This is a genomic window from Alsobacter sp. SYSU BS001988 (genome assembly GCF_054796215.1).
In genome coordinates this window covers 84,822-105,089 of record NZ_JBTAMK010000006.1, presented here as the reverse complement: position 1 = coordinate 105,089, position 20,268 = coordinate 84,822, and the positions used below count along the sequence as shown (strand labels likewise).

Sequence of the window (20,268 nt, the reverse complement as noted above, 5' to 3'; positions counted from 1 at the left end):
GCTGCGACGCGCCCCGCGCGGGCGGCGGCCTGACCTCCATGACGGAATCGCGGGGGACGATTGCGGAACACAGGCTGAACATGTATGGTTTGTTCGTGATTTGTTTTGACGAGTCGCCGGGTGGTCCCGGCCGCCGTCGGACAGCGGAGATCCTTGCGCGATGTTGACGCGAAAGCAGCACGAACTCCTGCGCTTCATCCACGATCGCCTGCGCGAGGACGGCGTGCCGCCCTCTTTCGACGAGATGAAGGAGGCGTTGGACCTGAAATCGAAGTCGGGCATCCACCGCCTCATCATGGCGCTGGAGGAGCGCGGCTTCATCCGCCGGCTGCCCAACCGGGCGCGCGCCATCGAGGTGGTGCGGATGCCCGAGCAGTCCGTGCCGGGTCAGGCGCCCCGGGGCCGCTTCAGCCCGAACGTCATCGAGGGCAATCTCGGCAAGCTCCGCCCCAAGGTCCTGGGCGAAGAGGCTAACCAGAACGTGTCCATCCCGGTGATGGGCAGGATCGCGGCGGGCACGCCGATCTCGGCCATCCAGTCGCGCAGCCACACGATCAGCCTGCCGCCGGACATGCTCTCCTCCGGCGAGCACTACGCCCTCGAGGTCCGCGGCGATTCGATGATCGAGGCGGGCATCCTCGACGGCGACACCGTTGTGCTGCGCAAGCAGGACAACGCCGACAATGGCGACATCATCGTCGCCCTGATCGACGATGAGGAGGCGACGCTGAAGCGGCTTCGCCGCCGCGGCTCCTCGATCGCGCTCGAAGCCGCCAACCCGGCCTTCGAAACCCGCGTTCTCGGTCCCGACCGGGTGCGCATCCAGGGCAAGCTGGTGAGCCTGCTGCGCAAATACTGAGCCTCGGTTCGGACGCGTCGCGCCGGTCACCTTCTCCCGTCGAGGGGATCGGGGTCGGGATCGGCGTCATCCTCGGGGCTCAGGGCCGGCTGGACAGGCGCCGCCGGTTCCGTCCGCGGATCGGGCGGCGCGGTGCGGGCCGCACGAGTCGTCCTGGCTCTGGGCGACGGGATCTGCGGACCTTGGCTGGGTTTGGCCTGCGCTGGCGTGACGTCAGCCTGCGCGGCGTCAGCAGGCTCGGCGTCGCCAATAGCGGATCGCGGCTCCGCCGGCGCCAGCGCTGACGGCGCGCTCGTGGCCTTGCTCTTCTTTTTCTTTTTGCGCGAAGGCGGCGACACGGCCGGGCGCGCCTCCTGCGTCTGCGCGCCCCCATCCTCAGCCGCAGGCGCGGCGGCCGGCGGGCTGCGGACGGGCTGGGCGGGAGCGCCGGCCGGAGCCCTCGGGGCCGGCGGTGCGGGAGCAGGAGCCATCGGCGCGCTGACCGCCGCTTCGTCGTCTTCCTCGCCATGGGAGGGCGTCCCGCCCTGCGCGGCGCGGGCGCGGGCGGCGGCCGCGGCCTCCAGCGCCTTGGCGCTGGGCTCGCGCGGCGCCGCGGGCCGCGGGATCCAAGGCCGGTCCCGCTGAGGGCTGCGCTCGCTCTCGATGCGGAAACCCTCTCCCTCGCGGACCAGCGCCACGGCGCCCAGCGCGGCGAGGCGCGTCCGGTCGAGCACCAGCGGACGGTCGCACCAGGCGGGCGCGGCGAGCGGGGTGACGATGACGGCGGCGCGGCCGCAGTCCTCCGCGAAGGCCGCCGCCGAGAGCACCTGCGACAGGGCCTCGCCGTCCGCCATTTTGACCACGCAGCCGAGCGGATCGCAGGACGCGCCGGCGCCGAGGCTGGGGTCGCCGACGCCGCGGACGTCGCCATCGGCCCTGAGCCACTGCTCGGTCACGAAGGATCCGGCCTGCCGGCCGACGATCACCATCCGGCCCTCGGGCCCGCGCACGGCCAAAGCGCGCCCGTCCCGCGCCATGACCACGTCGGGCGCGCGGGACTGAGCCGCCAGAAGCACGCCCGCAAGGCCGAGCGGCACGCCCAGCCACCGCAGCGCGGTCCGCCAGAGCGTCAGCCACAGGAGCGCGGCCGTGAGCAGCAGCACCGCCCCGGCTCCGAAGGCCGTCACCGCCTGGGTCGATCCCGACCAGCCATGGATGCGCGCGGAGATGCGGAGCATGCCCTCCACGCCCAGCCCCATGATCCGCCAGATCGGCCCGTCCAGGCCGAACGGATAGGCGATCGCGCCCAGCAGGGCGGCCGGCATCACGATCAGCGAGACCAGCGGCAGGGTCATGGCGTTGCCGAAAAGCCCGAAGGGCGTGAAGCGCTGGAAGTGGTAGAGGCCGTAGGCGCCGGTCGCCGCCTCGGCCACGAGAGTCGACAGCATGGTCCCGACGAGGTGGTGCTTCGCGCCCGCGACGGCGCGCCCGATCCAGCCGCTCGGGGGCGCCTTGGGGCTCGCCTGCGGCAGGCCCAGGCTCGTGAAGCTGCCCGCCTCCGGGTCGGCGCCGCCATGTCCGGGCCGCTCGAACACCGCGACCAGCGCCGCCACGGCGGCGAAGGACATCTGGAACCCCGGCGCCAGGATGGACTCCGGCTCGATCGCCAGGATCAGAAGCGCCGCCAAAGCGAGGTTGCGCATCGACAGCGCCGGCCGGTCGACCAGCATCGCGCCGAGCAGCACGAGGGTCATGACCAGGGAGCGGACCGTCGCCACGTCGCCGCCGGCGAACACCGTGTAGCCGGCTCCGGCGACCATCGCGCAGGCGGCGGCCCACTTCTTGATCGGCCGCCGCAGCGCGACGGCGGGCCAGAGGGCCAGCCCGGCCCGCACCAGCCAGAACACCATCCCGGCCGCCAGCACGAGATGGAGGCCGGAGATCGAGACGACATGGTAGATGCCGGCCGCCCGCAGATGGTCGTTCACCTCCTCGGGGATGAGCCCGCGCTTGCCGGTGACCAGCGCCGCCGCGACGCCGCCCGCCGCCCCGCCGATGGCGGTCGCGATCCGCTCCGTCATGGCGTTGCGCGCCCGGTCGACGGCGGCGAACAGGCGCCGATCCCAGGGGCCGTCCGGCGGCGCCGGCGCGATCGCGATGGCGCCGGACAGCGAGCCCACGGCCCCGATCGCGCCGAAATAGGCGTCCCGGGCGAAGTTGTACCCTCCGGGCCGCGACGGCTCCGGCGGGGGCAGCAGCCGCGCCGTAGCCGTGACGACGTCGCCGGCCCGGGCGGTCGGCCGGTTGGGCGTCGTCAGCCGCACCCGGTAGGGCATGGCCGAGGCGTCCACGCCTTCGATGCTGGAGGGGCGGATCATCAGGCGGCCGCCCGAGATGCGCGTCTCGACCGCCTCCACCGTTCCGGTGAGCCTGGCCACCCGCACTCTGTCGAGCACCGGCGCGGCCATCGCCAGCGTGCGCAGCGCCGCGGCCAGAAAACCGGCGAAGATCGCCGCGGCCGCCACGCAGGCGATGAAGGCCGGCCGGGAGCGCGGGCGGGCTGCGACGGCGCCGCAGGACGCGACGAGGAGGCCAAGCGCCGGGGCCCACCACGACGGCTCCTGCTCCGCGGCGAAATAGGCCAGCACGCCCGCGCCGGCCGCGACCGGGAGCCACAGGAACAGCCGGCGCTCCTCGATCTCCCGCTGGAAGAGCCTGCGCAGCGCCGCGCCGAAGGACGCGCCCAGCTCCAGGAGCCAGGTCGGCAGGCTCCGCCCATCCGGCCGCAGTCCGGCCAGGACGCCCGCCGCGCCGGCGGCGATCGCCGTCGCCCTGCCGGCTGGCGAACGGCCTCGTTCCATGCCGCGCATCCCGAAAGCGGGCGCCCTTAACCTCGCCCGCCATTGATGCTACACGACGGCCTCCTGCGGACCAGCGACGGGGAGTTGCATCGTCCGCCCCTGTCTTTTCCCGAGACCCTTCGCCCGATGTCCGCACCTGTCGTGACCCGTTTCGCTCCCTCGCCGACCGGCTTCCTGCATATCGGGGGCGGCCGTACGGCGCTGTTCAACTGGCTCTACGCCAAGCGTTTCGGCGGCAAGATGCTGCTGCGCATCGAGGACACGGATCGCGAGCGCTCGACGGAGCCCGCCATCGCGGCCATCCTGGACGGGCTGCAGTGGCTGGGGATCACCTGGGACGGCGACGTCGTCTACCAGTTCGCCCGCGCCGCGCGGCACAAGGAGGTCGCCGAGAAGCTCCTGGCCGAGGGCAAGGCCTATTACTGCTACGCCAGCCCGCAGGAGCTGGAGCAGATGCGCGAGCAGGCCCGCGCCGAAGGCAAGCCGATGCGCTATGACGGCCGCTGGCGCGACCGCGACCCCAGCGAGGCGCCGGCGGGCGTCAAGCCGGTGATCCGGCTGCGCGCCCCGACCGAGGGCGAGACCGTCGTCGACGACCAGGTCCAGGGCCGCGTCGTCTGGCAGAACAAGGACCTGGACGACCTCGTCCTGCTGCGCTCGGACGGCACCCCGACCTATATGCTGGCCGTGGTGGTGGACGACCACGACATGGACGTCACCCATGTGATCCGGGGCGACGACCACCTCACCAACGCGGCGCGCCAGACGCAGATCTACCAGGCCTGCGGCTGGGACGTGCCGAGCATGTCGCATATCCCGCTCATCCACGGGCCGGACGGGGCGAAGCTCTCCAAGCGCCATGGCGCCCTGGGCGTCGACGCCTACCGGGCGCTCGGCTACCTGCCCGCCGCGCTGCGCAACTATCTCGTGCGCCTGGGCTGGAGCCATGGCGACCAGGAGTTCTTCACCACGCAGGAGATGATCGACGCCTTCGATCTCTCCGGCATCGGCCGCTCGCCCGCGCGCTTCGACTTCGCCAAGCTGGAGCACATCAACGGCCACTACATGCGAACGAGCTCCGACGAGGATCTCGTCAAGGCGATCGAGGTCATCCTGCCCGAAGTCGGGCCGGCGCGAGGCGCGCCCGCGTCGCTGTCGCCCGCCCTGCGGGAGAAATTCGTGGCCGCCATGCCGGGCCTGAAGGAGCGGGCCAAGACGCTGATCGAGCTGATCGACAGCGCCTATTATCTCTACGCGTCGCGCCCGCTCGGCCTGGAGCCGAAGGCCGAGCAGCTGCTGGCCGACGGCGGCCGCGGCCGCATCGCGGCGCTGATGCCGGAGCTCGAGGCGCTCGAGGACTGGTCCGCGGCCTCGACCGAAGCCGCCGTCCGCGCCTTCGCCGAGACGACCGGCGCGAAGCTCGGCCAGGTCGCGCAGCCCCTGCGCGCCGCCCTGACCGGGCGAGCCACGTCGCCCGGCCTCTTCGACGTCATGGCCGTTCTGGGCCGCGACGAAAGCCTCGCGCGCCTGAGGGACCAGGCGCAGAAGGTCCCGGCCTGAGGACGGGCAGCCATGCACGGCCGAGCCCGACTTTCGGTGTGGTTGAACGCCCCCGGGAATTGGGCTAGCAAACGCTAGGCCTCAAGCGAACTTTCGGCGGCGGACCCGGTTTTTGCCTCGATTCCAGGCAAACCGAGAGCCCTCGCGAGCCCGCCTGGCCCCGCCGGCAGCGGCGAAGCGTGATGGTGCTGGCTGCTGGTCGCCTGCCTTGATGTCTTGGCCCGAAGGAATACCGCCCATGAGCGAGCCCGCCACCCTTTCGATCGCCGGAAAGACCCTCGAGATGTCCGTCAAGTCCGGTTCGATCGGGCCGAGCGTGGTGGACATCGCGAAGCTCTACGCCCAGACGGGGATGTTCACCTACGATCCGGGCTTCACCTCCACGGCGAGCTGCGAGTCCAAGATCACCTATATCGACGGCGACGAAGGCGTTCTGCTCTATCGCGGATACCCGATCGAGCAGCTGGCCGAGCACGGCGACTTCCTGGAGACCTGCTATCTCCTGCTCTACGGGGAGCTGCCGACCGCCGCCCAGAAGGCGGATTTCGACTATCGCGTCACGCGCCACACGATGGTGCATGAGCAGATGATGCGCTTCTTCCAGGGCTTCCGCCGCGACGCCCACCCCATGGCGGTGCTGGTGGCCAGCGTGGGCGCGCTCTCGGCCTTCTATCACGACTCGACCGACATCTCCGATCCGCAGCAGCGGATGATCGCCTCGATGCGGATGATCGCCAAGATCCCGACGCTCTCGGCCATGGCGTTCAAGTATTCGATCGGCCAGCCCTTCGTCTACCCGCAGAACGATCTCGACTACACGTCCAACTTCCTGCGCATGTGCTTTGCGGTCCCGTGCGAGGAGTACAAGGTCAACCCGGTGCTGTCGCGCGCGCTCGACCGCATCTTCATCCTGCACGCCGACCACGAGCAGAACGCCTCGACCTCGACGGTGCGCCTGGCGGGGTCGTCCGGGGCCAACCCCTTCGCCTGCATCGCGGCGGGCGTGGCCTGCCTGTGGGGACCGGCGCATGGCGGCGCCAACGAGGCGGCGCTGAAGATGCTGCAGGAGATCGGCTCGGTCGACCGCATCCCGCACTATATCGCGCGCGCCAAGGACAAGAACGATCCGTTCCGCCTGATGGGCTTCGGCCATCGCGTGTACAAGAACTACGATCCGCGCGCCAAGATCATGCAGAAGACCACGCATGAAGTGCTCAACGAGCTCGGCATCAAGGACGATCCGCTGCTCGACGTCGCGCTCGAGCTGGAGCGCATCGCGCTGCATGACGAGTACTTCATCGAGAAGAAGCTCTACCCCAACATCGACTTCTACTCGGGCATCACCCTGAAGGCGATGGGCTTCCCCACCTCCATGTTCACGGTGCTGTTCGCGCTCGCCCGCACGGTCGGGTGGATCGCGCAGTGGAAGGAGATGATCGAGGATCCGTCCCAGCGCATCGGACGCCCGCGCCAGCTCTACACGGGCTCGCCCTCGCGCGAATACGTGTCGATCAACCAGCGCTGATCGAAAAGGAAGGCGGGCTTCGGTCCGCCTTTCCTTTTTGTGGCGCGCTCAGGCGCGTGCCAGATCCTCGCGGCGATGACGCAGGGCGAGGTCGGCGGCCCGGCCCATGACGCGCAATGGCCCGAGCGCGCCAAGGCGTCGCTGTGGTGAAGCGGCCTCTCAGGCCTTCGGCTCGGCGTCCGGCGCCAGGGCGGCGTTGAAATAGGGCTCGACGGGCCCCTTGAGCTTCACCGTCATGGGATTGCCGAAGCGATCCTTCGACGCGCCGACGCTCAGCCGCACCCAGCCCTCGCTGACGCAATACTCCTCGACATTCGTCTTTTCGACGCCCTTGAAGCGGATGCCGACGCCGCGGCTCAGGACCGCCTCGTCGTAATAGGGGCTCGAAGGGTTGACGGAGAGGCGGTCGGGCAACGTATCGGACATGGGGTCGCGGTCCTTTCTCGATGAGACTTTCCACGCAGACCTAATGGTTGCGGAGGCCGGCGCCAATCTCCGCCTTCGCTCTGCGGCGCCTGAGACGCCGCCACAGGACCTGGACCTGAACGGAAGGCCGCCTCGCGCGTTGTCGGTGCGGTCCACGGGATGAGGGTCGCATGCGCTTCTACAGCTTCTCCTTCGGCGAGATGACGGTGTCGGAGGGAGATCCCCAACGGCCCCAGACCATCGCCACCCAGGTCAATCTCGGCTTCCGCGAGTCCGAGACGACGCCCGTCCAGACCGTGACGCTGCGGATCCGCGCGCCTCACGACCCTTCCAAGACGTTCCAGGCGACGGAGGACGAGGCCTTCCGCATGGCCGGCGAAGTCCTGCGCGCGGCGGCCGAATATTGCGAGGGGCGGGACTGGCGCCAGCTTGCGGAGGAGACCCGCGCCAACAAATCGGTCGTCCTCACCCCGTCGCATACGCCCTCGAACTGACCGCGGACGCCCAGGGCGCCGGCCGGCGGAGACCCCCATGCCTGAAGACGCGCGCAACGGCCCTCACGGCGCCGACGACCTTCCCGCCGTCGTCATCGACAGCTACAACCTGGAGCTTCGCGGCAAGGAGGGCTTCCTGGGCGACCGCGCCAGCAAGCGCGCCTTCGCCGAGATCCTGGAGGACTGGCGGGAGCGGTTCCGCCAGTACGAGGACGATCCGCTGGGCGACAAGCCGAGCGAGGAGATCGGCAAGAAGAAGCTGGAAGACGTGCTCCTGAACGGCGATCCGGACGGGGCCGGCCTCGTCCATGGCGCCATCGAGGATTTCGCCCAGGAGCTGGCGGCCGTGACGCGCCGGTTCCTGCGGGCGAAAGGCTGGCAGGACACCCAGCGCATCGTCGTGGGCGGCGGCTTCCGGCAGGGCCGCATCGGCGAACTGGTGATCGGACGGACCAACGGCCTGCTGAAGGGATCCGGGCACGAGGTGAAACTCACGCCCATCCGCCACCACCCGGATCACGCCGGGATCATCGGCTCCGTGCAACTCGTGGCGCCTTGGACCCTCTCGGGCTACCAGGCGATCATCGGCGTCGACATCGGAGGCTCCAACATCCGGGCCGGCGTAGTGGAGCTGAACCTCAAATCCGCGCCGGACTTCGCCAAGGCGAAGGTCGTCGAGACCGAGCTGTGGCGCCACGCGGACGAGAGCCCGAAGCGCGACCAGGCCGTCGCGCGCCTCGTCGCCATGCTGGAGGACCTGATCGTCCGGGCGGGCAAGGCGAAGCTTCGCCTGGCGCCCTTCATCGGGGTGGGCTGCCCCGGCGTGATCAACCCGGACGGCTCCATCGACCGGGGCGGCCAGAACCTGCCCGGCGGCAACTGGGAGAGCGGCCGCTTCAACCTCCCCGCCGAAATCGCCGGGGCGATTCCGAAGGTGGGCGGGCACCAGACCGTGGTGGTCATGCACAATGACGCCGTCGTGCAGGGTTTGAGCCAGGTCCCCTTCATGCAGGACGTCGAGCGGTGGGGCGTCCTGACCATCGGAACAGGGCTGGGCAACGCCCGTTTCAGCAATCGTAAGTCGTCCAAAGACAACTAACGACACAACTCTTGGTGGTATTACGTATCGCATTCCACCGAATGGCAGAGCCTCCGCTGGCGTGGCAGGGTGGTTTCAGCCGCCGCTCCGTCCCACGGACCCTTCATGTTCCCAGTTCCGGCCAACGAACAGGCCCGACTCACCGCGTTGGCCGCCCTGGAGATCCTCGACACGGGACCGTCGCCGGCGTTCGACAGGATCTGCCAGATCGCTCAGGAGCACTTTCATGTGCCCATGGTGATCGTCGGGTTCATGGACCGGGACAGGAACTGGATGAAGGCCGCGCGGGGCTTGTCGCCGTCGAGCCTCCCGCGCGGAGATTCGTTCTGCAGCGAGACCATCATGAACGACGAGCCGCTCGTGATCTGCGACACCTTGCGCGACCCGCGCTGGTCGCGCAGCCCCATCGTGCAGAGCCATCCCTACGTCCGGTTCTACGCCGGCGCGCCGATCATCTTCTCCTGCGGGCTCCGGCTCGGCACGGTCTGCCTGCTGGACACCAAGCCGCGCCCTTTCACCAAGCCCGATACGCTGGTGTTGAAGAACCTCGCCGACATCGCCGTGTCCGAACTTCGCCTGCTGAAGGCGGGCCGGGTGGCCCGCGAGATGCTGTCGGAAAAGGCGTTCTGCGCCTAGAGCATGCGGTGTTTCGACAAAAACAGCATGCTCTAGGTCTTATGGCTGTCGCATGCTTTGTGCGAAACGCCGGATTCCACCTTTTCGCAGCATGCTCTGATCAGGCCGCCTTGCTCCGCGCCTGGTCGAGGGCGAGCCTGATGCAGGCCAGGGCTTCCTCGATCCCCTGCGCCTGGCTAGCGTAGGAATAGGTCGGCAGCTCCATCTGCTTCACTTCGCGCAGGATGCGGTCGTTCAGGTCGTCCGCCGACCGGCTCACCGCCGGTTCAGAGGCCGCCTCGAACGCGACCCGCAGGGCCTCCATCATGGCCATGATGGTCACGGCGTCCGCCGCCAGGGTCGTCTCGTTGCGCATCGTCGTCTCCTGATGCTCGCAGGCTGACCCACGTCGGTTAGCCGATGGTTACCGAACCGGCTTTTCCACTGCGTCCTTATGCGGGTCGCGATCTTCACGACGTCGCAGGAAGGCCACTTCCCCACCGGGGCCGCGTTGGCCTAAGCTTCCCATCCCTTTGGGAGGAAACCAAAAATGAAAATGAAAAGCATGATGCTCGGCGTCGCGCTCGCGGCGCTCGCCGCGGGCTTCGCGCAGGCCCAGACATCCGTGAAGATCGGCGTTCTGAACGACCGCTCCGGGCTCTACGCCGACATCACCGGCGAGGGATCGGCCGTCGCGGCCCGCATGGCGATCGAGGACTTCAAGGCCTCCGAGAAGGGCATCAAGGCCGAAGTCGTCGTCGCGGACCATCAGAACAAGCCCGACATCGGAGCCGCCATCGCCCGCCAGTGGTACGACCGCGACGGCGTGGACCTCATCGTCGACGTTCCGACCTCCTCGGTGGCCCTGGCCGTGTCCCAGATCACCAGGGAAAAGAACAAGGCCTACATCAATTCCGGCGGCGGCACGTCCGACCTGACCGGATCGCAGTGCTCCCCCAACACCGTCCACTGGACTTATGACACCTGGGCGCTGGCCAACGGCACCGGCACCGCCATGGTCCAGCGGGGCGGAAACACGTGGTTCTTCATCACGGCCGACTACGCCTTCGGCGCCGCGCTGGAGCGCGACGCGTCGGCGCTCGTCACCAAGGCTGGGGGGAAGATCCTGGGGTCGGTCAAGCACCCCTTCCCGGGCTCGGATTTCTCGTCCTTCCTTCTGCAGGCGCAGGCCTCCGGCGCGAAGGTGGTGGCGCTCGCCAACGCCGGCGGCGACACCATCAACTCCGTCAAGCAGGCGGCCGAGTTCGGCATCGTCAAGGGCGGCCAGAGCATCGCCGGGCTTCTGGTGTTCATCTCCGACGTGCGCTCGCTGGGCCTGAACGTGGCCCAGGGCCTCGTGCTGACCGAATCCTTCTACTGGGACAACAACGACTCCACCCGCGCCTGGTCCAAGCGCTTCGCCGAGAAGGCCGGCGGCAAGATGCCGTCCATGGTCCAGGCCGGCGTCTATGCGGGCGTGCTTCACTACCTGAAGACGGTCGAAGCGCTGAAGAGCAAGGACGACGGCGCCAAGGTCATCGCCAAGATGAAGGAGATCCCCACGGACGACCCGCTGTTCGGCAAGGGCTCGATCCGGCCGGACGGCCGGAAGATCCACGACATGTACCTGTTCGAGGTGAAGAAGCCGTCGGAGTCGAAGGGCGAGTGGGACGTCTACAAGACGCTCGCCACCATCCCGGCCGACAAGGCCTTCCGTCCGATGTCCGAGGGCAACTGCCCGATGATCAAGGGCTGATCCGGGACCAGCGATGCTGAAAGGGCCCCCTCCGGAAACGGCGGGGGCCCTTTTTCATGCAGACTGTCCGGCGCGCGTCAAGGGCCGGCGCGCAGGGTCTTGGCCTTGTCGTACCACGAGGCGGCCGCGGACGCGTCGGGCTCCAGCCCGACGACCGGCAGCTTGGCGAGCACGTCCGGATCATGGGACCGCGCCATGCCGATCGCCCCGCGCGCGTCGCCGGCGAGAGCCACGCGCTCGAAGTAGCGGCGCGCCGATGCGATGTCGCCGGCCTGCAGCTTGCTTTCGCCCCGCTCCAGATCGGACAGGATCTCGTCTGCGCTGAGGTGGAGGCTCCCCGTTTCGAGCGCGCCCACGGCCGCGGCCGCCGACGGACCGGGCGTCGGAGACGCAGCCTGGGCAGGCGCGGGAGCGGGCGCCTGGACGGGAGCCGGCGCGGGCTCGATGGCCGCGCGCATCTCCGGGGCGGGGGCGGCCGGCGCGACGGGCTCAGGCTTCGCCGGGGCGGGCTCCGGCGGCGCGCCCGAGGGCGTCGGCGGCTTGGCGTCGACCACGCGCGGCGCCGGTTCAGGCGTCCGCTCCACGACCGGGGCCTGGGCCAGCGGGCGCGTCTGGCTCGTCGCCGGGATGGGGTCGGACGGGGCCAGCGCGCCGTCGGACGGGGTCAGCACCGAGACGGTCAGCGTGGCCAGGCCCGCCGCGATTACGGCCAGGCCGCCCGCCGCCAGGAACGGCGTCAGCGCACGGGCGCCGGTCGCGCCGGCTCGCCGGCGGAGCGGCGCGGGCTTGACGTCGCGCGCGCCGAGCGGAGCGTCAGGATCGCGGAGATCGGTGTCCAGCATCGTGTTCATCTCCTCAGCGGCCAGCGGAGGCCGAGCGCTCGACCGCCTCCGGACGAACCTTGATCTGCGACTGCACCCAGAGCTGAGCCGTCTTCAACCGGCGCACGCGGTCGACCGCCGCCGCGAGGTTGGTCTCCTTCCATTTCGGATGCCGCCCCTCGCGCAGCAGACCCGGAAAGCGCTCGAAGAGCGTCCTGGCCGCCGCGGTGAGCTCCTTCTGCCGGGGCGAGCTCTCGCGCCACCACGGCGCCACCAGCACCGCGTCGGCGGCCAGCGTCTCGACCCGTTCCCCGGGCCGCACCCAGGCGGGATAGTCGGCGGCCGTGAAGCTCGACGGATCATAGGCCTCGCCGACGCCCCTGTAGGAGATGGCCACGAGGTGCGCGCCGGCTCCGGCGTCGAGTTGCGCCAGCGGAGCGAAGGGCTTGGGCGCGAGCAGCACGAAGGCCGCGGCCCGGCCCTCCCGCAGATCGGCGGACGCGTCTTCCAGCGAGCCGTGCAGGGCGACCACCTCGACGCCGCGCGCCTGCAGCGCCGCCCGGGCGACCGCTTCCGTGTCGCTCCCCGGACGACCCAGATGGACGGGCTTGCCGGCCAGATCCTCGATGCGCGTCACATCGGGTCCGGCGACGACGTGCAGTTCCTCGCCGAAGAGCTTGGCCACCTGCACGAGCTTCTCGGTGTTCGCCGCCGCCAGGACCGGCGCCGAGACCACGGCCATGTCGACGCCCGGAATCGTCAAGAGGTCCTTGAGCGCCGCATTGCGCCCGCTGACCGCGTCGACCTTGGTCTCCGGCCCCAGGACCGCGCCGAGGTCGGCGACGATCGCCTCGCGCCCTGGCCCCGGCCCGGTGAGGATCCTGAGCTTGCCCGGCTCCGCCTGCTCGTCCGGCCCCGGCCGGGTGGCGACGGCGGCCTGGCGCTGCGGGGCGGTCGAGCCCGTCTCGTCGCCGGGCTGAGCCGCGTCGGCGCTCCGTCCGGCCTGCGCGGGAGCCGTGCGGCGACGGCCGGCCTTGTCGGCGGGCTGGTCGCTCGCGGCGGCGCGCGCGGGAGCGGCGCGAGACGCGGCCTGGGACGAGCCCGGCGGATTGCGGTCTCCGCCGAGGCCCTTGAAGAGCTGGCAGAGAGCGTTGCAGGTCTCGGGAGAGGTCGGCTGAGCGGGCGCGGTCTGCGCCGAAGCCGCGGAGGCGGCGCCGACCAGCACGGCGGCGAGCCACGCGCGGGTCATCGATCTCATTCTGGATCCTAAGGGTTGTCGAGGGGGACGGCGTCCGTCCACCTTGATGCCGAGGTCTAACTTGCCGCTGAATTGGGCCAGACTCTGTCCAAATCAGCGATGCTTGATGGCATTCGGCCGTCGTCAGGCGGTTCCGTCGTGAATCGTCCGGCTTCGCCGTCCAGCAATGTCACGCGCCGCGAGCCCGAAGCCTGACACCGAGCGTGACTTCCGCCAGGCGCTGACCTGTGTCCGGACGCGCCTCGACCCCGTGTCGCACCGCGGTTTCTGGAACCACCGCCTCGGCGCTGTCGTTCCACACCATCGATGCTGCCGCCCGCGGCAGAACGCGACGCACACCCCCGACGCGACCTCAGGAGAATGCAACCATGTCTCGGATTTCGATTCTCGGACTCACCGCCTCGCTCGCCCTGGCGCTGTCGGCTCCGGCCGCGCTCGCCAAGGATCCGCCCAGCAAGGCGTTCATCACCAAGGCCATCCAGGGCAACATGGCGGAAGTGTCCATGGGCCAGCTCGCGCAGCAGAACGGCCAGAGCGACGCCGTGAAGAGCTACGGCCAGATGCTGACGACCGACCACGGGAACGCCAACCAGAAGGCGACGGCCGTCGCCCAGCAGTTGGGCGTCACGCCGCCCACCGAGCCGACCAAGCAGCAGAAAGCCGACTACCAGAAGATGTCCAAGATGAACGGGGCGGCCTTCGACAAGGCCTTCGCCAAACACATGGTGGCCGATCACAAGAAGGACATCGCCGAATATCAGAAGGCCTCCAAGATGAAGGGCGACCCGGCCGGCGACTACGCCAGCCAGACCCTGCCGGACCTGCAGAAGCACCTCGAGGCGGCGCAGTCTCTCGACAAGAGCGCCGGCAAGTCGATGTGACCGGCTGAACCCCGAAACTCTGCGCGAAGCCCCGGTCGACGCCGGGGCTTCATGCTGTCGGGGCTACGCCCAGGCGTCCCGGATGGTCTGGACCGTCGCCGTCTCCACCTGCTGGCCGTAGCGCTGGTGGTAGAGCGTCATCATGGCGTCATGCGCCTCGTCCGAGGAGCTGCACAGGGCGTCGGTGGCCACCACGACCCGATAGCCGCGGTCGACGCCGCCCAGGACGGCGGCGAGCACGCAGACATCCGTTTCGCCCCCGCTCACCACGATGGCGTCCGCCCCGCGTAGCTGCAGCCGGCGCTCGAGGTCGCTGTCGATCCACGGCGAATAGACATGCTTGTCCAGGATCTCGCCGGGGGGCGTGAAGGCGCGCAGATCCGGGATCAGGTCGACCATGGCCGGGCCGATGCGGTCCAGCGTCACATCCGCCCAGCGCTCGTAATAGCGCTTCCAGGTCCCCTGCCCGATCCCGGGCCGCTCGGCCGGGATGAACCGGGTGAAGATCGCGGCGTCGGGTTTGTGGGCGGCGAGCTCGACGACCTTCGGCAGGACCCTCGGCATCCAGGGCGTCCGCCAGGGCGTGTCCTCGGCGAAGAGGCGCTGCATGTCGACGCACAGATGCACGGTGGTCCTGGGCGACAGCGGCCCGTAGCTCAGCTCGTCTTTCTTTCCCATGCGGCCTCAGTCTTTCGGAACGTTGCGCTCGAGTTCATCCAGCCACGCCGTGGCGTTGCCGTCCGACGGGGCGCGCCAGTCGCCGCGGGGCGACAGCGAGCCGCCGGCCACCACCTTGGGGCCGTTGGGCATGGCCGAGCGCTTGAACTGGCTGAAGCCGAAGAACCGGCGGATGAACACCTCCAGCCAGCGCCGGATTTCGGGAAGGTCGTGCGCCCGCCGGCGGTCGTCCGGAAATCCCGGCGGCCACGAGCCCGCCGACGCGTCGCGCCAGGCGTGCTGCGCCAGGAAGGCGATCTTCGACGGCCGAAAGCCGTAGCGCAGCGTGTAGAACAGGTTGAAGTCCTGAAGCTCGTAGGGGCCCACCTTGGCCTCGGTGCTCTGCGGCTTCTCGCCCGCCTCGACGGGGACGAGTTCGGGCGAGATCTCCGTCGCCAGGATGGAGTCGAGCACCCGCCCGACGCTGGCGTCGAACTGCTCGGAGGAGATCACCCAGCGGATCAGGTGCTGGATCAGCGTCTTGGGCACCCCGGAATTGACGTTGTAGTGGGACATCTGGTCCCCCACGCCGTAGGTGCACCAGCCGAGGCCGAGTTCGGAGAGGTCGCCCGTGCCGATCACCATGCCGTCATGCTGGTTGGCGAGACGGAAGAGATAGTCGGTCCGCAGGCCCGCCTGCACATTCTCGAACGTGACGTCATAGACCGCCTCGCCCCTGGCGAAGGGATGGTCCATGTCGCTCAGCATCTGGCGGGCGGCCGGACGGATGTCGAGCTCGCTCCAGCTGACCCCGAGCGACGCCATCAGCGCCAGCGCGTTCGCCTTGGTCTCGTCGCCGGTGGCGAAGCCCGGCATCGTGTAGGCGAGGATGTCGGTCCGCGGCCGCTTCAGCAGGTCCATCGCCTTGGCGATCACGATGAGCGCCTGCGTCGAATCGAGGCCTCCCGACACCCCGATCACCGCGCGCTTCACGCCCGTCGCCGAGAGACGCTGCACCAGGCCCGCGACCTGGATGTTGTAGGCCTCGTAGCAATCCTGGGCGAGGCGGGCCGGATCGGCCGGCACGAACGGGAACCGCTCGACGCGCCGCCTCAAGCCGAAATCCTCGCGGCTGGCGCCGAGGTCGAAGGCGACGCGGCGGAACGCCTCGACCTGCGGATGCAGGCGGCGATTGTCGTCGAACGTGCCCTGCCGGGCCCGCTCCTGCCGCAGCAGGTCGAGATCGACGTCCGCCACGACCATCTGGTCGCCGGCCGGGAAGCGTTCGCTTTCGGCCAGCAGGACGCCGTTCTCGTAGATCGAGGTCTGTCCGTCCCAGGCGAGGTCCGTCGTGGACTCGCCCGCGCCGGCCGCCGCGTACAGATAGGCCGCGAGGCACCGGGCCGACTGGGCGCAGGACAATTGGGCGCGCGTCTGCGCCTTCGCGATCGTGATGTTGCTGGCGGAGAGATTGGCCAGCACGGTCGCGCCCGCCAGCGCCCCGAAGCAGCTTGGCGGGGCCGGAACCCAGAGGTCCTCGCAGATCTCCGCATGCACGACGAGCCCCGGCAGGTCCGAGGCCTCGAACACCAGGTCCGGTCCGAACGGCGCCTCCTGGCCGGCGAGCCGAATCGAACCGCCTTCCGTCCCCTGCCCCGACGCGAAATGCCGCTTCTCGTAGAACTCGCGGTAGTTCGGCAGGTGGACCTTCGGCACGACGCCCAGGAGCCTCCCCCGGTGGATCGCCAGCGCCGTGTTGTAGAGCCTGCCGCGCCACCGCAGCGGCGCGCCGACCAGCATCAGAGTCTGCAGGTTGCGGGAGCCGTCGAGGAGGACGGATACGGCCCGCTCCACCGCGTCCAGGAGCGGGTCCTGGAGGAGCAGGTCGTCGATGGCGTAGCCCGACAGCGCGAGCTCCGGAAACACCGCCACCGCCACGGCCTGCGCGTCGCAGTCCTTCAGGGACCTGAGCAGCACGTCGGCGTTGGCGAGCGGATCGGCCAGGCGAACCCGCGTCGTGCAGGCCGCCACGCGGGCGAACCCATGCTGGTAGAGGGACTGAAAGGTCATGCCGCCATCACTCCTGTCCGAAGCGCCAGCCGGCGCGTTCGGTTCCGGACCTCGCGCCAGCGTACGCCGCCCGGCCATCGTCCGGCGCGCCGCGCCCTGGGCCAAGACTCGACTTCTACTCATCTTGAGCAAAAGATTATAGGGCCGGCAGGGGGTGAAGAGAAGCCGCCGATGCGCCATGTTCGCGGACGCGGGCCCTCACGCGCCGCGAACGATCACAAGGATGAACCATGCAGCTGCGCAAGCTCGGACAGTCCGCCCTCGCCGTCCCGCCGCTGTGCCTGGGGGGCAACGTCTTCGGCTGGACGATCGATGAGAAGCGATCCTTCGAGGTGCTCGACGCGGCCTTCGAGGCCGGACTGCGCTTCATCGACACCGCCGACGTCTACTCGCGCTGGGCGCCCGGCCACAGCGGCGGCGAGTCCGAGACCATCATCGGCGCCTGGATGAAGGCGCGCCGCAACCGCGACCAGATCGTGCTGGCCACCAAGGTCGGCATGGACATGGGCGACGGCAAGGCCGGGCTGGCTCCGGCCTATATCCGCTCGGCCGTGGACGCGTCGCTCCGGCGGCTCCAGACCGACCGGATCGATCTCTATCAGGCGCACAAGGACGATCCGGCGACGCCGCAGGCCGAAACGCTGGCCGCCTTCGCCGAACTGGTCGCGGCCGGCAAGGTCCGGGTCATCGGCGCCTCGAACTTCTCGCCGGAGCGCTTCACCGAGGCGCTGGACATCTCCGAGACGCAGGGCCTTCCCCGCTACGAGACGATGCAGCCCGAATACAATCTCTACACGCGCTCGGATTACGAAAGCGGGCTGGAGCCGATCTGCCTCGCCCGCCACGTGGGGGTGATCCCGTTCTTCGGTCTGGCGGCGGGGTTCCTGACCGGCAAGTACCGGTCCGAGGCGGATCTGGGCAAGAGCCCCCGCGGGGAGCGCAGCATCGCCCGCTACCTGAACGAGCGCGGGTTCAGGATCCTGGCCGCGCTGGACAAGGTCGCCGAGCGCCGCGCTGCGACGCCCGCCCGGATCGCCTTGGCCTGGCAGATCGCCCGCCCCAGCATCACGGCCCCCATCGCGAGCGCCACGAGCGTCGAGCAGGTCAGCGAACTCGCCGCTGCCACCGCGCTTCGCCTCGCCGACGAGGACATCCGCGAACTCGACCAGGCGAGCGGCTGAGAGGTCTCATGATCGGGCACGCCGCATGACCATGGGCCAGGAGGATCCGATCCGCCCGGACGAGCCGCCCGCCGAGCCGCCGGCGCCCCGCCGGCCGCTGGCCGTGCGCGTGCTGCTCGACGTTCTGGTCGTGCCCTTCGTCATCTTCGACGAGATCGTCCGGCCGCTCTTCACGCCGCTCATCCGCGCTCTTCAGGCGCTGGCGCTGGTCCAGCGCATGGAGCGGGCCGTCGCGGCGCTGCCGCCCTATGCGATCCTGGCCGTCTTCGTCGTTCCGTTCCTGATCGCCGAGCCGCTCAAGATCCTCGGCCTCTACTGGCTTGGAACCGGGCATGTGCGGGTCGCCATCCCGACCCTGATCCTGGCGCATGGGGCGACGTTCCTGATCGTGGAGCGCATCTTCGACGCCGGGCGGGACAAGCTGATGACCATCGGGTGGTTCGCCCGCATCATCACGGTCGTGTTCCGGGTGCGCGACGCCGCGCTGGCCTGGGTGCGGGCGAGCCGCGCCTGGAAGGCCATCCGCGACTACGGGCGGCGCCTGCGACTCCGGGTCCGGGAGATCGCCGCGCGATTCAGGAGCGCGTGATTCAGCCCTCGCGGTTTGCTCTTTCTTAAGCACGACCCTCGATAGTGTCGGAGACCATCAGCCAGGCTCGCCCCCCATGTCCCTCGCCAAGCAGATCGCCGCAACAGCGCTCCTCGTGGGCCTTGTGTATTGGCTCTCTCCGCTTCGGTTCGGACAGAGCGCGTCGGGCCCCGGCTGCGGCCGCGATCAGATCGGCTGCCTCATCGCGGCGACGGACCCGGACGAGCGCGATCCCGTCACCACGGGCAGCGTGCCGCGCGGCGCCCGGGCGAACGCTCCGAAGCGGGCCTCGGTCTCGCACTGAACGGAGATGCGCTAGCCAAGGGTCGGCGAAAGTGATTTAGGATCCGCCCGAAGTTCGGGAGGATCGACCGTGAGACAGCGCCAGAATTCAGGATTGAACCGACGCCATTTCGTCGCCGCCGCCGCCGCGGCGACGCTGTCTGCTCCGGCGATCGTCCGGGCCCAGGCCCCGGTCCTGAAGGTCGGCGTGATGCTGCCGCGGTCCGGCTTCTTCGCGCAGGCGGGCCAGAGCTGCCACCGCGGCGCGCTCGCCGCCCCCAAGGTGCTCGCCGATCTCGGCTACAAGGTCGAACTCGTCCAGATCGACACGGAATCTTCCGCCGACATCGCCCGCACCCAAGCGGAGCGCGCCGTGAATGACGGGGTCCACTGCCTCGTCGGCGCCTTCGACTCCGGCCACACGCTGGCCATCGCCCAGGTGGCCGAGCAGCGCCAGGTGCCGCTGATCTGCAACATCGCCGCCGCGCCCCAGATCACCGAACAAGGCTACAAATACCTCGTCCGCAACTTCCAGACGGGCGGGGCGCTCGTCACCAACGGGCTGCGGCTGATCAAGACGATCTCCGAGGCCACGAAGGTGGACTTCAAGTCGGCCGTGTTCCTGCACGCGAACGACACCTTCGGCACGGCCCAGCGCCAGGCCATGGACGCCATCTTCCCGAAGCAGAACATGCCCTTCCCGCTGACGGAGAGCATCGCCTACGATCCCAAAGCGCAGGACCTGTCCGTCGAGGTCACCAAGATGCGCTCGCTCAACCCCGACCTCGTGATGGTGGTGAGCCGCGCCGGCGACGCCATCAAGCTCGTGCGCGACATGGTGCGCCAGCGCTTCGAGCCCAAGGCGATCATCTCGCCCGGCTCGCCCGGCCTCTATGACGAGGAGTTCTACCAGGCGCTCGGGCCGCTGGCCGACTACCTGATGTTCAACCTGCCCTGGGCCAACCCGAAGTCGGACATGACCCATGCGCTGGAGGCCTCCTTCAAGCAGGCCAACCCCAACAACCGCTTCGCGGTGGACTGCTTCAACGCCGGCTTCACCTTCGAGGCGATCCTGGTCGCCGCCGACGCCTTCAAGCGCGCCGGCGCGACCGCCGGTCCCGCCCTGATGGACGCCGTCAGGCAGACCAAGATCGAGAAGCACGTGATGATCGGCGGTCCGATCCAGTTCGACGAGAAGGGCAACAACCCCAATATCGGCTCCGCCGCCGTCCAGAACCGCGGGCGCACCCCCACGGTGGTGCTCCCCTCCGAGGTCGCGACCGAAGCGCCCGTGCTGCCGATGCCGAGCTGGCAGGGCCGCAAGTGACGCGTCGCCGCTCGCCATGCGGGCGTTA

19 protein-coding genes are annotated in these 20,268 nt (G+C 69.6%); 12 read left to right on the top strand and 7 right to left on the bottom strand.

Annotation, left to right across the window (positions count from 1 at the left end; all coding sequences use genetic code 11):
• Positions 1-160: 160 nt before the first annotated feature.
• Positions 161-859, top strand: a complete 699-nt coding sequence (gene lexA / locus ACYVO7_RS13710; RefSeq protein WP_460450386.1) for a transcriptional repressor LexA — start codon at positions 161-163, stop codon at positions 857-859.
• 26 nt (positions 860-885) lie between these two features.
• On the opposite strand, the gene ACYVO7_RS13705 is transcribed toward lexA, so the two are convergent.
• Positions 886-3,699 (bottom strand): ComEC/Rec2 family competence protein, encoded by a 2,814-nt coding sequence (locus ACYVO7_RS13705; protein WP_460450385.1) that lies wholly within the window; start codon positions 3,697-3,699, stop codon positions 886-888.
• Between the two features lie 126 nt (positions 3,700-3,825).
• Here ACYVO7_RS13705 and gltX point away from each other — a divergent pair, with 126 nt between their 5' ends.
• On the top strand, positions 3,826-5,259 hold the full coding sequence (gene gltX, locus ACYVO7_RS13700; protein WP_460450384.1) for a glutamate--tRNA ligase: 1,434 nt from the start codon (positions 3,826-3,828) through the stop codon (positions 5,257-5,259).
• Positions 5,260-5,497: 238 nt separating this feature from the next.
• Positions 5,498-6,784 (top strand): citrate synthase, encoded by a 1,287-nt coding sequence (gene gltA, locus ACYVO7_RS13695; RefSeq protein ID WP_460450383.1) that lies wholly within the window; start codon positions 5,498-5,500, stop codon positions 6,782-6,784.
• A gap of 159 nt (positions 6,785-6,943) precedes the next feature.
• On the opposite strand, the gene ACYVO7_RS13690 is transcribed toward gltA, so the two are convergent.
• On the bottom strand, positions 6,944-7,210 hold the full coding sequence (locus ACYVO7_RS13690; protein ID WP_406858257.1) for a DUF3297 family protein: 267 nt from the start codon (positions 7,208-7,210) through the stop codon (positions 6,944-6,946).
• 170 nt (positions 7,211-7,380) lie between these two features.
• Here ACYVO7_RS13690 and ACYVO7_RS13685 point away from each other — a divergent pair, with 170 nt between their 5' ends.
• From ACYVO7_RS13685 to ACYVO7_RS13675, 3 genes are all read left to right on the top strand, one after another.
• Positions 7,381-7,704 carry a hypothetical protein gene (locus ACYVO7_RS13685; protein WP_460450382.1) on the top strand — a complete coding sequence of 108 codons (324 nt, stop codon included), beginning with the start codon at positions 7,381-7,383 and terminating at the stop codon, positions 7,702-7,704.
• A 37-nt stretch (positions 7,705-7,741) separates the two neighbouring features.
• Positions 7,742-8,803, top strand: coding sequence for an ROK family protein (locus tag ACYVO7_RS13680; RefSeq protein WP_460450381.1), 1,062 nt, complete (start codon positions 7,742-7,744; stop codon positions 8,801-8,803).
• Positions 8,804-8,908: 105 nt separating this feature from the next.
• Positions 8,909-9,439, top strand: coding sequence for a GAF domain-containing protein (locus ACYVO7_RS13675; protein WP_460450380.1), 531 nt, complete (start codon positions 8,909-8,911; stop codon positions 9,437-9,439).
• A 100-nt stretch (positions 9,440-9,539) separates the two neighbouring features.
• Here the strand turns inward: ACYVO7_RS13675 and ACYVO7_RS13670 are convergent, their stop codons facing one another.
• Complete coding sequence (locus ACYVO7_RS13670) at positions 9,540-9,794, bottom strand: hypothetical protein (RefSeq protein WP_460450379.1); 255 nt, start codon at positions 9,792-9,794, stop codon at positions 9,540-9,542.
• A 180-nt stretch (positions 9,795-9,974) separates the two neighbouring features.
• On the opposite strand from ACYVO7_RS13670, the gene ACYVO7_RS13665 reads away from it, so the two are divergent.
• Positions 9,975-11,174, top strand: coding sequence for an ABC transporter substrate-binding protein (locus tag ACYVO7_RS13665; RefSeq protein WP_460450517.1), 1,200 nt, complete (start codon positions 9,975-9,977; stop codon positions 11,172-11,174).
• A gap of 77 nt (positions 11,175-11,251) precedes the next feature.
• Here the strand turns inward: ACYVO7_RS13665 and ACYVO7_RS13660 are convergent, their stop codons facing one another.
• The gene (locus tag ACYVO7_RS13660; protein WP_460450378.1) at positions 11,252-12,016 is read right to left on the bottom strand and encodes a hypothetical protein; all 765 of its coding nucleotides are present in this window, start codon (positions 12,014-12,016) and stop codon (positions 11,252-11,254) included.
• 13 nt (positions 12,017-12,029) lie between these two features.
• Positions 12,030-13,244: a TAXI family TRAP transporter solute-binding subunit gene (locus ACYVO7_RS13655; RefSeq protein WP_460450377.1), complete on the bottom strand. Its 1,215-nt coding sequence runs from the start codon at positions 13,242-13,244 to the stop codon at positions 12,030-12,032.
• Positions 13,245-13,621: 377 nt separating this feature from the next.
• On the opposite strand from ACYVO7_RS13655, the gene ACYVO7_RS13650 reads away from it, so the two are divergent.
• Positions 13,622-14,134 (top strand): DUF4142 domain-containing protein, encoded by a 513-nt coding sequence (locus ACYVO7_RS13650; RefSeq protein ID WP_460450376.1) that lies wholly within the window; start codon positions 13,622-13,624, stop codon positions 14,132-14,134.
• A gap of 63 nt (positions 14,135-14,197) precedes the next feature.
• Here ACYVO7_RS13650 and ACYVO7_RS13645 read toward each other — a convergent pair whose 3' ends face one another.
• Both ACYVO7_RS13645 and ACYVO7_RS13640 read right to left on the bottom strand, forming a co-directional pair.
• Positions 14,198-14,812 (bottom strand): cysteine hydrolase family protein, encoded by a 615-nt coding sequence (locus ACYVO7_RS13645; protein ID WP_460450375.1) that lies wholly within the window; start codon positions 14,810-14,812, stop codon positions 14,198-14,200.
• Positions 14,813-14,818: 6 nt separating this feature from the next.
• Positions 14,819-16,861 carry an NAD(+) synthase gene (locus ACYVO7_RS13640; RefSeq protein WP_460450374.1) on the bottom strand — a complete coding sequence of 681 codons (2,043 nt, stop codon included), beginning with the start codon at positions 16,859-16,861 and terminating at the stop codon, positions 14,819-14,821.
• A 230-nt stretch (positions 16,862-17,091) separates the two neighbouring features.
• Here ACYVO7_RS13640 and ACYVO7_RS13635 point away from each other — a divergent pair, with 230 nt between their 5' ends.
• The 4 genes from ACYVO7_RS13635 to ACYVO7_RS13620 all read left to right on the top strand — a co-directional run bounded on the left by ACYVO7_RS13635 (position 17,092) and on the right by ACYVO7_RS13620 (position 20,240).
• On the top strand, positions 17,092-18,042 hold the full coding sequence (locus tag ACYVO7_RS13635; RefSeq protein WP_460450373.1) for an aldo/keto reductase: 951 nt from the start codon (positions 17,092-17,094) through the stop codon (positions 18,040-18,042).
• A 25-nt stretch (positions 18,043-18,067) separates the two neighbouring features.
• On the top strand, positions 18,068-18,631 hold the full coding sequence (locus ACYVO7_RS13630; RefSeq protein WP_460450372.1) for a hypothetical protein: 564 nt from the start codon (positions 18,068-18,070) through the stop codon (positions 18,629-18,631).
• Positions 18,632-18,707: 76 nt separating this feature from the next.
• Complete coding sequence (locus ACYVO7_RS13625; RefSeq protein ID WP_460450371.1) at positions 18,708-18,935, top strand: hypothetical protein; 228 nt, start codon at positions 18,708-18,710, stop codon at positions 18,933-18,935.
• A gap of 69 nt (positions 18,936-19,004) precedes the next feature.
• Positions 19,005-20,240 (top strand): ABC transporter substrate-binding protein, encoded by a 1,236-nt coding sequence (locus ACYVO7_RS13620; RefSeq protein ID WP_460450370.1) that lies wholly within the window; start codon positions 19,005-19,007, stop codon positions 20,238-20,240.
• The last annotated feature ends 28 nt before the right edge of the window (positions 20,241-20,268 follow it).

Excerpts from the sequence above, each read along its gene's own strand:
- lexA (WP_460450386.1), top strand. The coding sequence starts at position 161 with ATGTTGACGCGAAAGCAGCACGAACTCCTGCGCTTCATCCACGATCGC.
- ACYVO7_RS13705 (WP_460450385.1), bottom strand. The coding sequence starts at position 3,699 with ATGGAACGAGGCCGTTCGCCAGCCGGCAGGGCGACGGCGATCGCCGCC.
- gltX (WP_460450384.1), top strand. The coding sequence starts at position 3,826 with ATGTCCGCACCTGTCGTGACCCGTTTCGCTCCCTCGCCGACCGGCTTC.
- gltA (WP_460450383.1), top strand. The coding sequence starts at position 5,498 with ATGAGCGAGCCCGCCACCCTTTCGATCGCCGGAAAGACCCTCGAGATG.
- ACYVO7_RS13690 (WP_406858257.1), bottom strand. The coding sequence starts at position 7,210 with ATGTCCGATACGTTGCCCGACCGCCTCTCCGTCAACCCTTCGAGCCCC.
- ACYVO7_RS13685 (WP_460450382.1), top strand. The coding sequence starts at position 7,381 with ATGCGCTTCTACAGCTTCTCCTTCGGCGAGATGACGGTGTCGGAGGGA.
- ACYVO7_RS13680 (WP_460450381.1), top strand. The coding sequence starts at position 7,742 with ATGCCTGAAGACGCGCGCAACGGCCCTCACGGCGCCGACGACCTTCCC.
- ACYVO7_RS13675 (WP_460450380.1), top strand. The coding sequence starts at position 8,909 with ATGTTCCCAGTTCCGGCCAACGAACAGGCCCGACTCACCGCGTTGGCC.
- ACYVO7_RS13670 (WP_460450379.1), bottom strand. The coding sequence starts at position 9,794 with ATGCGCAACGAGACGACCCTGGCGGCGGACGCCGTGACCATCATGGCC.
- ACYVO7_RS13665 (WP_460450517.1), top strand. The coding sequence starts at position 9,975 with ATGAAAAGCATGATGCTCGGCGTCGCGCTCGCGGCGCTCGCCGCGGGC.
- ACYVO7_RS13660 (WP_460450378.1), bottom strand. The coding sequence starts at position 12,016 with ATGCTGGACACCGATCTCCGCGATCCTGACGCTCCGCTCGGCGCGCGC.
- ACYVO7_RS13655 (WP_460450377.1), bottom strand. The coding sequence starts at position 13,244 with ATGACCCGCGCGTGGCTCGCCGCCGTGCTGGTCGGCGCCGCCTCCGCG.
- ACYVO7_RS13650 (WP_460450376.1), top strand. The coding sequence starts at position 13,622 with ATGTCTCGGATTTCGATTCTCGGACTCACCGCCTCGCTCGCCCTGGCG.
- ACYVO7_RS13645 (WP_460450375.1), bottom strand. The coding sequence starts at position 14,812 with ATGGGAAAGAAAGACGAGCTGAGCTACGGGCCGCTGTCGCCCAGGACC.
- ACYVO7_RS13640 (WP_460450374.1), bottom strand. The coding sequence starts at position 16,861 with ATGACCTTTCAGTCCCTCTACCAGCATGGGTTCGCCCGCGTGGCGGCC.
- ACYVO7_RS13635 (WP_460450373.1), top strand. The coding sequence starts at position 17,092 with ATGCAGCTGCGCAAGCTCGGACAGTCCGCCCTCGCCGTCCCGCCGCTG.
- ACYVO7_RS13630 (WP_460450372.1), top strand. The coding sequence starts at position 18,068 with ATGACCATGGGCCAGGAGGATCCGATCCGCCCGGACGAGCCGCCCGCC.
- ACYVO7_RS13625 (WP_460450371.1), top strand. The coding sequence starts at position 18,708 with ATGTCCCTCGCCAAGCAGATCGCCGCAACAGCGCTCCTCGTGGGCCTT.